The 14,428-nt window shown below is 71.8% G+C and carries 11 protein-coding genes; 8 read left to right on the plus strand and 3 right to left on the minus strand.

All coding sequences use genetic code 11. The annotated features are described in order from the left end of the window. Positions 1–292: 292 nt before the first annotated feature. Positions 293–3,226, minus strand: a complete 2,934-nt coding sequence (locus PUR53_RS20985; protein WP_329909352.1) for a tetratricopeptide repeat protein — start codon at positions 3,224–3,226, stop codon at positions 293–295. Between the two features lie 17 nt (positions 3,227–3,243). Then, the gene (locus PUR53_RS20990; protein WP_329909273.1) at positions 3,244–5,139 is read right to left on the minus strand and encodes an HSP90 family protein; all 1,896 of its coding nucleotides are present in this window, start codon (positions 5,137–5,139) and stop codon (positions 3,244–3,246) included. 191 nt (positions 5,140–5,330) lie between these two features. Between PUR53_RS20990 and PUR53_RS20995 the strand changes: the two genes are divergently transcribed. The 8 genes from PUR53_RS20995 (at position 5,331) to mutM (ending at position 13,950) form a co-directional block, all read left to right on the plus strand. Then, positions 5,331–8,558, plus strand: coding sequence for a helicase-related protein (locus tag PUR53_RS20995; RefSeq protein ID WP_329909275.1), 3,228 nt, complete (start codon positions 5,331–5,333; stop codon positions 8,556–8,558). 146 nt (positions 8,559–8,704) lie between these two features. After that, positions 8,705–9,337 (plus strand): 16S rRNA (guanine(966)-N(2))-methyltransferase RsmD, encoded by a 633-nt coding sequence (gene rsmD / locus PUR53_RS21000; protein ID WP_329898946.1) that lies wholly within the window; start codon positions 8,705–8,707, stop codon positions 9,335–9,337. A gap of 26 nt (positions 9,338–9,363) precedes the next feature. Then, a complete protein-coding gene (gene coaD, locus PUR53_RS21005) occupies positions 9,364–9,843 on the plus strand; it encodes a pantetheine-phosphate adenylyltransferase (RefSeq protein WP_033526906.1) in 480 nt (159 codons plus the stop codon). An 89-nt stretch (positions 9,844–9,932) separates the two neighbouring features. Next, positions 9,933–11,015: a cell division initiation protein gene (locus PUR53_RS21010; RefSeq protein ID WP_329898947.1), complete on the plus strand. Its 1,083-nt coding sequence runs from the start codon at positions 9,933–9,935 to the stop codon at positions 11,013–11,015. 126 nt (positions 11,016–11,141) lie between these two features. Further along, complete coding sequence (locus PUR53_RS21015; RefSeq protein WP_329898811.1) at positions 11,142–11,786, plus strand: YceD family protein; 645 nt, start codon at positions 11,142–11,144, stop codon at positions 11,784–11,786. Between the two features lie 2 nt (positions 11,787–11,788). Continuing rightward, positions 11,789–11,962, plus strand: a complete 174-nt coding sequence (gene rpmF, locus PUR53_RS21020; RefSeq protein ID WP_007493396.1) for a 50S ribosomal protein L32 — start codon at positions 11,789–11,791, stop codon at positions 11,960–11,962. Positions 11,963–11,981: 19 nt separating this feature from the next. After that, positions 11,982–12,803 carry a ribonuclease III gene (gene rnc, locus PUR53_RS21025; protein ID WP_443078193.1) on the plus strand — a complete coding sequence of 274 codons (822 nt, stop codon included), beginning with the start codon at positions 11,982–11,984 and terminating at the stop codon, positions 12,801–12,803. Positions 12,804–13,089: 286 nt separating this feature from the next. Beyond that, positions 13,090–13,950: a bifunctional DNA-formamidopyrimidine glycosylase/DNA-(apurinic or apyrimidinic site) lyase gene (gene mutM, locus PUR53_RS21030; protein WP_329909276.1), complete on the plus strand. Its 861-nt coding sequence runs from the start codon at positions 13,090–13,092 to the stop codon at positions 13,948–13,950. Here the strand turns inward: mutM and PUR53_RS21035 are convergent. Then, positions 13,923–14,363, minus strand: a complete 441-nt coding sequence (locus tag PUR53_RS21035; RefSeq protein ID WP_329898814.1) for a winged helix-turn-helix transcriptional regulator — start codon at positions 14,361–14,363, stop codon at positions 13,923–13,925. The two genes, mutM and PUR53_RS21035, sit on opposite strands and share 28 nt — an antisense overlap. Positions 14,364–14,428: the final 65 nt, after the last annotated feature.

Consider the following 14,428-nt stretch of genomic DNA (forward strand, 5'->3'; position numbering starts at 1 on the left):
GGAGGGGTATCTGGCGGTGGACACGGTGGTGTACCGGGGGGGCCGTCAGGGGGGCGTTGCTGCTGAACGGCGTGGAGAAGAGATTTACCACGCCCCCCCCCCCCCGGCCCCCGTCCCGCCCGGCCCCCCCCCCCCTTTGGACGGGCGCGCCGCCGTCCGGGGGGCGGGGGCACCCCCGCGACCAGCCCCCACCGGACCCGCGGATGGGGGTCGAAGGGGCGCAGCCCCTGGGGATGGGACGGGTAGGGGCGGCGGGGGCGAGGAAACCCGGGCGTACGCCCTGCCGCGCTGCTCAGCCCAGCCCCGCCGCCTCCAACAGCCGCTCCGCCTCCATCCGCCGAGCCACCACCGTCTCGTCGTCGTCACCCCCGTCGGCGAACGCGGCCAGCACACCCCGCGCCCGCTCGGCAGCCGCACCACCCCGCCGAAGGTCCGCCTCCAACCACCCCGCCGCCAACTCCGCGGCGGTACGCGCGCCCAGGAAGTCCGGCCCCAGGGACTCGTACACCGACACCGCCCGCTCCACGAACCCCAGCGCCTCCTCGAACACCGGCCCGAACGAGGCGAGTTCCGCGTCCTCGGCCACCGACCGGGCGAGCAGGTCGCCGAACTGCCGGTACGTCTCGCCGAGCTCCGCGACGATCCGCCGCCGGTGCTCCTCGCCGGCGACGTCGGACAGCGCCGCCTCGCAGCCCACCACCGCGTCCCCCATCAGCTCCCGGGCCTCGTCCAGGGTCGCGGGCCCCGCCCCCTCGCGGCTCTCCCGCGCCGCGTACCACGCCCGCGCCCGCAACGCCCGCACGTACCCGTGGACGTTGCCCAGTTCGCCCCAGAGGTCGACCGCGCGCGCGTACGCCCGGTCGGCGTCGGCGGGCAGCCCCGCCCGCGCGAGCGCCTCGGCGGCGAGATGGGCGAGCATGGCGTGGTCGCGCTGCTCGGGCCAGTGCCGGGCGATGTCGGCGGCCCGCAGCCACCGTTCCGCCGCCTCCCGATGCTCGCCCAGCTCGGTGTGGCAGTCGCCGAGCCACCACAGGGTCTGCGCGACGGCCCCGTCCCCGTGCGTCTCGGCGGTGAGATCCGGGAGCGCCGACTCCAGCACCTCGGCCGCCTCCGCCCAGCGCCCCAACCGCAGCAGGAACCCGCCGAGCAGATGCCGGGCCCAGGTGCCGAGCGTCGGCCCCTCGCCCGCCTCGTCGGCCCAGTGCGCCGCCTCCAGGGCGTGCTCGGCGGCCTCCTCCACCCGCTCCCCGGCGCCCAGCAGCTCGGCCAGCTGAAGGCGCAGCTGGGCGTGGCCCACCGGCTCCAGCTCCGTCCCGCCGTGCTCCAACGCCGCCCGGGCCGCCCGCTCCGCGGTCTCCAGATCTCCCAGGTGCTGGGCCAGCCCGGCGAGCCGTGCCTCGTACTGCACCGCGAACCACGGCAGCCCGGCCGCCACATACCGTTCCGCGGCCTCCGCGAACAGTGCGGCGGCGGCCTCCGCGTCCCCGCCGTGCGCGGCCAGCTCCCCGAGCATCGCCCGCGCCTCCGCGGCCCGCGAGGCCAGCCGTACGTCCTCCGCGCGGCGCGGCTCGACGAAGTCCGCCAGCTCCCGCACGGCGGCCTCGGCCAGGGCCACCGCGTCGGCGTCGTCGGCCTCGTGCATCCGCTGCACGAGTATCCGCGCCCGCCCCACCAGCACGGACGCCGTCTGCCGCGCACCCGTCCCGCCGCTCGACCAGAGGGCGAGGATCCGCTCGTACGGCTCGGAGATCAGCTCCACGGCGGCATCCACCTGACCCGTGAGGGCGTGGACGTTCGCCCCGCGCGCGCGTGCCGCCAGTGCCTCACCGGGGTCGCCGGCCGCCTCGTACATCTCGGCCGCGCGTTCGAAGAGGGGGAGGCCCTCCGGCCCGAGACCGATCGCCTCGTGGTCGACGATCTCCGCGCGGTCCCAGGCGTCCAGGTCCGCGCCCTCGCTGTCGGCGGCGCGTGCCACGGCGGCCCAGGCCTCGACGGAACCGGGATGCAGGGACGCGGAGAGCCGCCGCGCCTCGGCGAGGAGGCCGGGCAGGCCCTCCGGGGCCGCGGTGGTCGCCGTCTCCTCCTCGGCGGGCTTCCGGGGCGCGGGCACCGTCACCGGGGCCCGCTGCGCCCGCACCCCCAGCGGCAGCCGGTCCAGCAGGGGGCGCTGGTCCATCCGCTCCCGGACATGGGTGCTGACGTACGCCGTGCCGTTGCGCGCGTCGAAGAGCGCGGCCAGCGAAAGGGCCTCCTCGCGCGCGTGGGAGGCCAGTTCGCGGGCGGTCCACGCGCGGCCGGCGGGACCGGGGACGGTCTGCTCGCCCAGCCCGCGCGCCGTGAGGCGGTCCATCAGCAGGGCCACCACGCTCAGGAAGTCCAGCTTGCTGCGGGGGTCCCCGGAATCGGTGAAGTACGCCGGACGCTCGGCCAGCAGCTCCAGGCCGCGCGCCTCGTTGCCGGTCAGGGCGCAGAACTCCACGTGGTCCGCGTACGCGCCCCGCATGCTCTCCATGGCCCGCACCAGCCGGAAACCGCGCAGATGGTGCGCGCGAGCCTCGTCCGGGCGCCCCAGGCGCAGCAGCGGCACCAGCGAGGACGCCAGGACGGTGTGCGGCTCGTGGGCGCAGGTGTACTCGCCCTCCAGGACCGGCGCCCACAGCTCCAGCGCCTCGGCGTCCTCGCGCCGCCGCGCCCGCCACCAGCCCTGCCCGTGCAGCTCGCACGCGTGACAGTCGGCCATCGTGTCGCGGTCGGCGGCCAGCCACGCCCCGTACGCCCGCTCGGCCCGGGCCAGGTCGCCGATGTGCGCGGCCACACTGAACTCGGCGCTGCGCACGGCCCGTTCCGAGTGCCCCGCGAGCCGGTAGCGGTGCTCCATCTCGCCGAGCCACTTCTCGATGGAGGCCAGCGGGATGTGCGGCTGGTTCAGCATGCCGGCCGACATCCACTTGAACACCCAGTGCAGGGAGTGGACCTCGTACTCGTCGAAGTCCTCCGGCCGTTCGTCCCACATGCGCAGCAGACGCGCGAAGGGGACGAACATCTTCGCCTTCTCGGAGCTGTAGTTGTAGACCTTCAGCTGGTGCCCGAGCGCCTCGATCACGGCGAGGGGCACGTTCAGCTTCTCGGCCTCGGCGAGCAGTCGCTCCGCGCGCGCGTTGCGCGCCGGACCCTCGGGCTGCTCGTAGTTCTCCGCCATGGCCCGACGCAGCTCGTCGAAGTCCATGGCGTCCACGACGTCACTCACCGGCGACCACCCTCCCCGAAGCCCGGACCGGACCCCTGACCCGGGCCGGACCCCGGCTCGGTGTGCGTGGCCCACTCCAGCAGGCCGATGAAGGCGCGGTTCAGGAGCGCCGAGTCCGCAGGCCTGAGCGGCCGCTGGGCCATCAGCAGGGCCTGCCCGTACAGGGACTCCGTGGCCGTCCCGATCAGCTCCCGGTCGGACAGGGAACTGATCCGCCGGATCAGCGGGTTGAGATGGTTGAGCACCAGCCGCGCGCGCGGGGCGCTGCCCCGCAGCGAACCGAGGATGCCCGCCCACAGGTCGTCGGCCTGCTCCTCCGCCTCCGCACGGGCCTGCTCGTGCCGCGAGGACCGGTCGTCCAGGTGCAGCGCGGGCACCGACAACGGATGGAAGGCCCGCAGCACCACGTCACAGCCCAGGGGGTCGAGCTTCGCCCGCGCGGCCGACAGGAAGCCCGCCAGCGCCAGCTCGTCGTCCGGGTCCAGCACGTCCAGGTGCGCGGTCACCGTGTCGGCGTCCAGCTCGGCGACCACCGTCCCCGGACGCACCGACGGCAGCGCCTCGACCAGCTCGCTGTCGTACGTGTAACCGCCGTTGACGACCCCGACGCCCTGCGCGGACGCGATCGGCGCGACCTGCCGGTACTCCTCGACCGTCCGCGTGAAGTGCACCACCGGGTGCCGCTGCGCGAACTCCTCCAGGGACAGCCGCCCGTCGGTCGTCTCGAAGGGCAGCCACGGCAGCATCGTGCGCAACATCTCCCGGTCGTGCCGGGCCAGCGCCTTCACACCCAGGTAGTGCACCGACAGGAAGGCCGCCAACCGCTCCGGATCACCCGCGGCGAGCCCCGTGAGCCAGCCCCGGATCCGCTCGCCGAGCGCCTCCCGCACGGCCGCCAGCGTCTCGTCCTCGTACAGCGACTCCCGCGACGCCGTGGGCCGCAGGCTGTCCGTGTCGAGGACACAGCGCACGAAGAACGCCCAGTCCGGCAGCAGCTGTTCGGCCCGCTCGGTGAGCAGCATGCCCTTCAGATGCACCCGGTGGCTCGCCCGCTGCGCCGGGCTCACGGCGGTCGGCAGGACGTACGCGACGCCCCGGATCCCGGCCAGCGGTACGTCCAGCTCTATGGAGTCCAGCGGCGTGAACCCGAACAGGGCGTGACAGTGCCGGGCCAGGGCCACCCGCCGGCCCGCGGGGGAGGGGTACGCCCGGTCCCAGGGCGCCGGCAGATCGGTGACCGCCTCGTCGCCCACCCGGACGTCGTACGGCAGCAGCGACCCGAAGTCCCGCGCCAGGGTCAGCACGCGCGCGGGGGAGAGCCACTCGGCCGCACCGGGCCGCGCGACCAGATGCACGGTGGTCCCCGGCTCGGGACGCGCCTCGTCGGGCAGCGTCCGCACGGTGTACGAGCCGTCGTCGGCGGCCGTCCACTCCACGGGCGGCGCGTCCGGAGTACGGGCGCTGCGGCTGACCACACGGATGCGCTCGGCGACCACGAAACAGGCGAGCAACCCGATGCCGAACTGCCCCAGGAAGTCCGAGCGGACCTCCTGGATGCCCCCGTCGTCGCGCTTGGAGCTGCGACCGATCGTGGCGAGCAGGTTGTGCACATCGGCCTCGGTGAGCCCGATGCCCGAGTCCTCCACCCGCAGCGTGCCGCCCTCGGCGAACAGCCGTACCCGGGCGGGCGCGTCGGACTGCTCGGCGCGGCGCGCGGTGATCGCGTCCACCGCGTTCTGCAGCAGCTCGCGCAGATAGACCTTCGGACTGGAGTACAGGTGGTGCGAGAGCAGGTCCACCAGGCCACGCAGATCGACCTGGAACGTGTGAGGCGACTGGGGTGCCTGAGGAGTCTGGGGTGCCTGGGATGACTGTGAGGTCATTGAATCCATCGTCGCAGCGCCGGTGGAGAGGGATTCTGGCGACGGCGGCGGGGTCGGGCGGTCCCGTCGGACGGTGACCGCGGACGGAGGAGGCAGGGCCCGACTGCTGGGCCCGGGAGTGCGTCATCCTAGGCGCGAACGACCCGCCTGACCAGCGGATTTCAAGGACGTATACGGGATTGTCAGTGGCGTGGTGTGCAATGGATCTCGTGCCCGCGCTCGAAGAACCGCTCAAGAACACGCTCGGCGCCGCCACCGCGAAGGTGATGGCCGAGCACCTCGGCCTGCACACCGTCGGCGATCTGCTGCACCACTACCCCCGCAGATACGAGGAGCGCGGCCAGCTCACCCACCTCGCCGACCTGCCGATGGACGAGCACGTCACGGTGGTCGCCCAGGTCGCCGACGCCCGCCTGCACAGCTTCGCCTCCGCCAAGGCTCCGCGGGGCAAGGGCCAGCGCCTCGAAGTCACCATCACCGACGGCAGCGGTCGCCTCCAGCTCGTCTTCTTCGGCAACGGCGTGCACAAACCCCACAAGGACCTCCTCCCCGGCACCCGCGCCCTCTTCGCCGGCAAGGTCTCCGTCTTCAACCGCCGACTCCAACTCGCCCACCCGGCCTACGAACTGCTGCGCGGCGACGACGACACGGAGACCGTCGACACCTGGGCCGGCGCCCTCATCCCGATCTACCCGGCCACCGCCAAGCTGGAGTCCTGGAAGATCGCCAAGGCGGTCCAGACGGTCCTCCCGAGCGCCCAGGAGGCCGTGGACCCCCTCCCCGAGTCGTTGCGGGCGGGCCGGGGCCTGGTCTCGCTCCCCGAGGCCCTCCTGAAGATCCACCGCCCCCAGACCAAGGCGGACCGGGACAGCGCCCGCAACCGCCTCAAGTGGGACGAGGCCTTCGTCCTCCAGGTCGCCCTCGCCCGCCGCCGCCACGCCGACGCCCAGCTCCCCGCCGTCGCCCGCCGCCCCGCCCCCGAAGGCCTCCTCACCGCCTTCGACGCCCGCCTCCCCTTCACCCTCACCGAGGGCCAGCGGAAGGTCTCCAGGGAGATCTTCGACGACCTGGCGACCGAACACCCGATGCACCGCCTGCTCCAGGGCGAGGTCGGCTCGGGCAAGGCTCAGCCTCTCGACTCACTGGTGCTTACTCCCGCCGGTTTCCGCCGGATGGAGGATGTGCGTGTGGGGGACGAGGTTGTCGTGCCCGATGGTGAGATCGCGCTGGTCGACGGGGTTTTCCCGCAAGGAGAACGTGATGTCTGGCGGCTGGTGCTGTCCGACGGCAGCTCCGTCGAGTGCGACGACGAGCATCTCTGGATCGTCGACACGAGGAGCGGGTGGCGCCGGGGCCAAGCGCCCGAGGTCATGACGACTCGGGAGATCCGACGGGACACCTTCGAAGCCGACGGTTCTTCGAAGTGGTACCTCCCGACAGCGACTCCCGTCGATCTCGGAGACGACTTCGCGCTGCCTCTCGATCCCTACCTGTTCGGCGTTCTCCTGGGAGCCGGTTCGTTCAGGCACGAGCTACGTCTGTCCATGACCGACGACGGGACCAGGGAAGCGGTGGCGGCGACCCTGGCCCCAGACTGCAGGCTGGTCCCGGTGAAGGGATCCCGACGCGATCACACGATCGAGCCGACCCGCCCCGCGGGCGGCGTTCGCAACCCGGTGGTCCAAGCCTTGCGGGACCTGGACCTCTGGGGCGTGGCGTCGCACGGCACGTTCGTCCCCGACATGTTCAGGAACACGTCGATCAAGAACCGACTCGCCCTGCTCCAAGGACTCATGGACACCGGGGGCACCGTCCCCACAGACGGCCTCGGCGCCTCGTTCTGCTCGGTCTCCCGGAGCCTCGCGGAGGACGTCGCCTGGTTGGTGCGCTCGCTGGGAGGCCACGCGACGCTTCTGCCGAAGCGGGAGGCCTTCGACGTCTCGATGTCCTTGCCCGACCGGTACGCACCGTTCAGGTCGGCGCGCAAGGCCGAACAGGTGCGCCCCCGGCCGGAACACACCACCTTGCGGCGGGGGATCCGGGCCGTCGAGCATGTGGGGCGCAAGCCGGTCCAGTGCATCAGCGTCGCCCACCCGAGCCATGCCTACGTCACCGACAACTTCACGGTCACCCACAACACCATGGTGGCCCTGCGCGCCATGCTCGCCGTCGTCGACGCGGGCGGGCAGGCGGCCATGCTCGCGCCCACCGAGGTGCTCGCCCAGCAGCACCACCGGTCGGTGACGGAGATGATGGGGGAGCTGGCCGAGGGCGGAATGCTGGGCGGCGCCGAGCACGCCACCAAGGTGGTGCTGCTCACCGGCTCGATGGGCGCCGCCGCCCGTCGGCAGGCCCTGCTGGACCTGGTCACCGGCGAGGCCGGCATCGTCATCGGCACGCATGCGCTGATCGAGGACAAGGTCCAGTTCCACGACCTGGGCCTGGTCGTCGTGGACGAGCAGCACCGCTTCGGCGTCGAGCAGCGCGACGCCCTGCGCGGCAAGGGCAAACAGCCGCCGCACCTCCTCGTCATGACGGCCACGCCCATCCCGCGCACGGTCGCCATGACCGTCTTCGGCGACCTGGAGACCTCGGTCCTGGACCAGCTCCCCGCCGGCCGCTCACCCATCGCCAGCCATGTCGTCCCGGCCGCCGACAAGCCCCACTTCCTCGCCCGCGCCTGGGAACGCGTCCGCGAGGAGGTGGCGAACGGCCACCAGGCGTACGTGGTCTGCCCGCGCATCGGCGACGACATCGACGAGCCCGGCGACCCGAAGAAGGCCAGGAAGTCCCCGGAGGACGAGGCCGAGAAGCGCCCACCGCTCGCCGTCCTCGACATCGCCGACCAGCTCGCCAAGGGCCCCCTCCAGGGCCTGAGGGTCGAGGTCCTGCACGGCAGGATGCACCCCGACGACAAGGACGCGGTCATGCGCCGCTTCGCCGCCGGCGAGACCCAGGTCCTGGTCGCCACCACGGTCATCGAGGTCGGCGTGAACGTCCCGAACGCCACCGCCATGGTGATCATGGACGCCGACCGCTTCGGCGTCTCCCAGCTGCACCAGCTCCGCGGCCGGGTGGGCCGGGGCTCCGCCGCCGGGCTCTGCCTCCTCGTCACCGAGATGCCCGAGGCCAGCGCCGCCCGCCAGCGCCTGGGCGCCGTCGCTTCCACCCTCGACGGCTTCGAACTCTCCCGCATCGACCTCGAACAACGCCGCGAGGGCGATGTCCTCGGCCAGGCCCAGTCCGGCGCCCGCACCAGCCTCCGCATGCTCACCGTCATCGACGACGAGGAGATCATCGCGGAGGCGAGGGAGGAAGCGGCGGCGGTGGTCGCGGCCGACCCCGACCTGGAGCACCTCCCCGCGCTGCGGACAGCCCTGAACGCCCTGTTGGACGAGGAGAGGGAGCAGTACTTGGACAAGGGCTGAGGTGCAGCGCCCCGAAGGGGCGCGGGGAACTGCGCGAGCAACCACGACGGACCCGCGGTCGCCCATGCTGATCAGGCGGCACCCCATCAGGCGAACCCTCCGCCGACCCGCAGTCGCCCACGGCAGAACGCACCCCTCACCTCCGGCTGCCAGACTGGACCCACAGCCGCCTCCTCGACCAAGGACCCAAGATGACCCGCGTGATCGCCGGCGCCGCCGGCGGACGCCGCCTCGCCGTCCCGCCGGGCAACGGCACCCGCCCCACCTCCGACCGTGCCCGGGAGGGCCTCTTCTCCACCTGGCAGTCCCTCCTCGGCGGCCCCCTCGACGGCGAACGGGTCCTCGACCTGTACGCCGGCTCCGGCGCCGTGGGCCTGGAGGCCCTCTCCAGAGGCGCGGCCCACACCCTGCTCGTGGAGGCCGACGCCCGCGCCGCGAGAACGATCCGCGACAACGTCCGATCGCTCGGCCTGCCCGGCGCCGAGGTGAGACCGGGCAAAGCCGAACAGATCATCCAGGGCCCGGCGCCGGCCGAGCCGTACGACCTCGTCTTCCTGGACCCCCCGTACGCCGTCTCGGACGACGATCTTCGGGAGATACTGCTCACACTCCGTACCGGGGGCTGGCTCGGCGACGAAGCCCTCGTCACCGTGGAGCGCAGCACCAGAGGCGGTGAATTCGCCTGGCCGACCGGTTTCGAAGCCATCAGGGCCCGTCGCTACGGCGAGGGAACGTTTTGGTACGGTCGCGCCGCCTCTACGTGCGAAGACGCACGATGACCGGACCGGAGAGCGAGGGATTCCAAGTGCGCCGTGCCGTCTGTCCCGGGTCGTTCGACCCCATCACCAACGGACACCTCGACATCATTGGCCGCGCCTCCAAGTTGTACGACGAGGTCTATGTCGCGGTGATGATCAACAAGTCCAAGAAGGGCCTCTTCGAGGTCGACGAGCGGATCGAGCTGATCCGCCAGGTCACCGCCGAGTACGCGAACGTACGGGTGGAGGCCTTCCACGGGCTGCTGGTCGACTTCTGCAAGCAGCGCGACATCCCGGCCATCGTCAAGGGCCTGCGCGCGGTCAGCGACTTCGACTACGAGTTGCAGATGGCCCAGATGAACATCGGCCTGTCGGGCGTGGAGACCCTCTTCGTGCCCACCAACCCCACCTACAGCTTCCTGTCGTCCTCCCTGGTCAAGGAGGTCGCCACCTGGGGCGGCGACGTCTCCCACCTGGTGCCCCCCCTGGTCCTCGAAGCGCTGGCCGAGCGACTGAAGCGGGACTGAGCGGACGAACGTCCCCCGCTGGCCGTACAGTCGACCCGACCGTCTCCAACACAGCTGTAGAGAGTGGCGAGCACACGGTGGACCACACGGTGGACGTGCAGAAGAAGCTCGACGAGATCGTCTCGGTGGTCTCCGGCGCCCGATCCATGCCCATGTCGGCCTCGTGCGTGGTCAACCGCGCCGAACTGCTCTCCCTGCTCGACGAACTGCGTGCGGCCCTGCCCGACTCCCTCGCCCAGGCGCGGGAGCTGATCGGCGATCGCGACCACATGGTCGAGCGGGCCCGCCAGGAGGCCGAGCGGATCGTCGCGAATGCGCACGCCGAGCGCGGCTCCCTGATCTCCGACACCGAGGTCGCCCGCCGTTCCCAGAACGAGGCCGACCGCATCCTCGGCGAGGCCCGCCAGGAGGCCGAGGAGGTCCGCGCAGAGGCCGACGAGTACGTCGACTCCAAGCTCGCCAACTTCGAGGTCGTCCTCACCAAGACCCTCGGTTCGGTGGGCCGTGGCCGCGAGAAGCTCCTGGGCACGGGCCCCGGCCTCGACGAGCAGGGCTACGAGGACGAGGACGCCCCCGAGCGCAGCCACGACCCCGAGACCCTGCGCAAGGACGCCGACGCCTACGTGGACGCCAAGCTCGGCGCCTTCGAGGCGGTCCTCGCCAAGACCCTGGAGGCCGTCGGCCGCGGCCGGCAGAAGCTGCACGGCCGGATCGCCACCGACGACCTCGGCGCCCTCGCCCTGAACGACGACGGCACCTCCCCGCAGCCCACCAGCGACGCCGACTACCTGGCCGGCCTCGCCGAACTGGCCGACACCCCCGCCCCCCAGTCCCCGTCCCTGCCGGAGCAGCCCTCGTACGGGCAGCAGCAGGACTCCTACGCGGCGACGGCGTACCAGCAGGACCCCTACGGCTACCAGCAGCAGTACGCCCAGCCCCAGCAGGCCGCCGACCCCTACGGCTACCAGCAGGCCGACCCGTACGCGGCCGGCTACCCGCAGCAGCCCGCGTACGACCCGAACCAGGGACAGCCGACCCCCCAGGGGCACCAGGACCAGCAGGGGCACCAGGGGTACGCGCAGCCGCAGGCGAACACGCTCGACGAGACCAGCCTCTTCGACACCACCATGATCACGGCGGAGCAGTTGCGCCGCTACGAGCAGGGCCGCTGACAGCGGATTGGGCCGATAGCGAAAGGTCCAGTATCCTGGCTCTTCGGTCGCGTGTACGTCCGCGATCAACGCTGCCCGGGAATCATCGAAGGGCGGTGTTCTCGAGCTTCAAGATCGAAAGCAGGAATGGCCCTGAACGCCCGCCTCGACCACCGCAACCCTCTCGTGTTCGACACACACGAGCTGGGGCGGCGTCCTGGCGCGCTGCAGCGCCTGACCCGCGAGATCGACGCTCCCAAGGATCTCGGGATCCACGGAGTGATCGGAGTGCCGGAAGGCGCGCCGGTGGAGCTCGGACTCCGTCTGGAGTCGGTCATGGAAGGTGTGCTTGTCACAGGCACCGCCCGTGCACGGGCCAAGGGGGAGTGCGTAAGGTGTCTGGAGCCGCTGGAGCTGGAGCTCGAAGCGGACTTCCAGGAGATGTTCTCGTACCCTGACGCCGACGACCGGGGCCGCCCCAAGGCGGAGCCGGCCGACGACGCCGAGGAAGACGAGGACAGGCTCTTCATCGAGGACGGCCTGTTCGACCTCGAACCCGTGCTGCGTGATGCGGTGGTGCTCGCACTGCCGATGCAGCCGGTGTGCCAGGACGACTGCCCCGGCCTGTGCTCCGAGTGCGGAGTGCGGCTGGCGGACGACCCGGCCCACCACCACGACGCCGTCGACATCCGTTGGGCGGCACTGCAGGGACTCGCCGGTTCACTCGAAGACGGCGAGAAGGACGAGATGAGCGGCGCCGATTCCGGTGTCGACGAGAAGCAGGAGAAGTAGCCGTGGCTGTTCCGAAGCGGAAGATGTCGCGCAGCAACACGCGCCACCGCCGGTCGCAGTGGAAGGCTGCGGTCCCCACCCTGGTTGCGTGCGAGCGCTGCCACGAGCCCAAGCTGCAGCACATCGCGTGCCCGTCTTGCGGCACCTACAACAAGCGCCAGGTCCTCGAGGTCTGAGCGGCTGGTGAGAGGCTCTATGTCTGACGCCAAGGCGGAGACCAACGCCAAGAAAAAGGCGGAGAACACAGCCTCGTCCCACACGCTTCTGGAAGGGCGGCTCGGCTACCAGCTCGAGTCCGCCCTTCTGGTGCGTGCGCTGACGCACCGTTCGTACGCGTACGAGAACGGCGGTCTGCCCACCAACGAGCGTCTGGAGTTCCTCGGGGACTCCGTGCTCGGCCTCGTGGTCACGGACACGCTGTACCGCACCCACCCCGACCTGCCCGAAGGCCAACTGGCCAAGCTGCGGGCCGCGGTGGTCAACTCTCGTGCGCTGGCGGAGGTGGGCCGCGGGCTCGACCTCGGCTCCTTCATCCGGCTCGGCCGCGGTGAAGAGGGCACAGGCGGCCGGGACAAGGCATCCATCCTCGCCGACACCCTCGAAGCGGTGATCGGTGCGGTCTATCTCGACCAGGGGCTCGACTCCGCGGCGGAGCTGGTGCACCGCCTGTTCGACCCGTTGATCGAGAAGTCCTCGAATCTCGGAGCCGGCCTGGACTGGAAGACCAGTCTCCAGGAGCTCACCGCGACCGAGGGGCTCGGTGTGCCCGAGTACCTGGTCACGGAGACCGGCCCCGACCATGAGAAGACCTTCACAGCTGCCGCCCGCGTCGGAGGCGTCTCGTACGGCACCGGCACCGGCCGCAGCAAGAAGGAAGCGGAGCAGCAGGCGGCCGAGTCCGCCTGGCGGGCGATCCGCGCCGCGGCGGACGAGCGGGCGAAGGCGGCGGCCGAGGCCGTGGCCGCGGCCGCCGTCGACGACACCGCGGACACACCTTCGGACACCGCCCCGGCCTGACCGCCGGGTGCCGCCGCCCCCGGGCCCCCGCGAGGGGATGCGGGGGCGGCTGCGGTGGGTTCTCCGGGTGCGGCCCGGTGGGGCTTCTCGCGCAGTTCCCCGCGCCCCTAAAAGCATCAGGCCCCTGCGGGCCTGAAAGACCACGGCCCTGCGGGCCTGAAAAGCACGGGGCGCAGCCCCTGTCTTTTCAGGGGCGCGGGGAACTGCGCGACCAGCCCCCACCGAACCCGCACCCGCCCCCAACTCCACCCCCCTCACGCCCCCCGCCCCACCTCCGGAGGACCCCGTGCCAGAACTGCCCGAGGTCGAGGTCGTCCGGCGGGGCCTGGAGCGTTGGGTGGCGCACCGCACCGTCGCCGATGTGGAGGTGCTGCACCCCCGGGCGATCCGCCGTCACCTGGCCGGCCCGGAGGACTTCGCGCACCGGCTCAAGGGGCACCGCATCGGTGAGCCCAGCCGACGTGGGAAGTACCTGTGGCTGCCCGTGGAGGACACCGGGATCGCCGTCCTCGCGCACCTCGGCATGAGCGGCCAACTGCTCGTGCAGCCGCACGACGCGGCCGACGAGAAGCACCTCAGGATCCGTGTCCGCTTCGCGGACGACCTCGCCACCGAGCTGCGTTTCGTCGACCAACGCACCTTCGGGGGACTGTCGTTGCACGACACCACCCCCGACGGTCTGCCGGACGTCATCGCGCACATCGCCCGCGACCCCCTCGACCCGCAGTTCGACGCCGAGGCCTTCCACCAGGCGCTGCGGCGGAAGCGTACGACGATCAAACGGGCCCTGCTCGACCAGTCGTTGATCAGCGGGGTCGGCAACATCTACGCGGACGAGGCACTTTGGCGGGCGAGGATCCACTACGAGCGGCCCACCGCCGGTTTCACCCGCCCCCGCACCACCGAACTCCTGGGCCACGTACGGGACGTGATGAACGCGGCCCTCGCGGTGGGCGGCACCAGCTTCGACAGCCTCTACGTCAACGTGAACGGCGAGTCGGGGTACTTCGACCGGTCTCTGGACGCGTACGGCCGTGAGGGGCAGCCCTGCCGCCGCTGTGCCACGCCCATGCGGCGGCGGCCGTGGATGAACCGGTCCAGCTACTTCTGCCCGACGTGTCAGCGGGCGCCGCGCGTCGCGTCGTAGCGCTCGCGGGACCGGAGCACCTCCTCCATGCGGTCCTCCACGCAGGTGATGAGGGACAGCAGGCGCTCGGAGACCTCGCGGCCGAGCGGAGTGAGGCTGTAGTCGACGCGGGGTGGGTTGGTGGGCTGCGCATCGCGGTGGACCAGGCCGTCGCGCTCCAGGGCGTGCAGGGTCTGAGAGAGCATCTTCTCGCTGACGCCGTCGACGCGGCGGCGCAGTTCGTTGAAGCGCAGGGAACTCTCGTGCAGCGCGCCCATCGTGAGCACGCCCCAACGGCCCGTGACATGCTCCAGTGTGCCCCGGGAAGGACAGTTCCTGGCGAACACGTCGAAGGCCAGCTCGTCGACGTTCACGGCGTCCGTGCCCGCGACGGCCCGCGCGGGCGTCACAGCGGTCTGCGCGGCTGATTCCATACCCCGAGGATACTCCGACACAGCGCTAGCCAGAAGATTGCACTAACTGCTGGTTAGCGCGGAGG

The sequence above is a fragment of the Streptomyces sp. SP18BB07 genome, assembly GCF_036322545.1.
Classification (GTDB): Bacteria; Actinomycetota; Actinomycetes; order Streptomycetales; family Streptomycetaceae; genus Streptomyces; species Streptomyces deccanensis.

Bases quoted from the DNA above. Each gene is read 5' to 3' on its own strand.
- PUR53_RS21015 (WP_329898811.1), top strand. From the start codon at position 11,142: ATGGCCCTGAACGCCCGCCTCGACCACCGCAACCCTCTCGTGTTCGAC.
- PUR53_RS21035 (WP_329898814.1), bottom strand. From the start codon at position 14,363: ATGGAATCAGCCGCGCAGACCGCTGTGACGCCCGCGCGGGCCGTCGCG.
- PUR53_RS20990 (WP_329909273.1), bottom strand. From the start codon at position 5,139: ATGGATTCAATGACCTCACAGTCATCCCAGGCACCCCAGACTCCTCAG.
- PUR53_RS20995 (WP_329909275.1), top strand. From the start codon at position 5,331: ATGGATCTCGTGCCCGCGCTCGAAGAACCGCTCAAGAACACGCTCGGC.
- PUR53_RS20985 (WP_329909352.1), bottom strand. From the start codon at position 3,226: ATGGACTTCGACGAGCTGCGTCGGGCCATGGCGGAGAACTACGAGCAG.
- rnc (WP_443078193.1), top strand. From the start codon at position 11,982: ATGTCTGACGCCAAGGCGGAGACCAACGCCAAGAAAAAGGCGGAGAAC.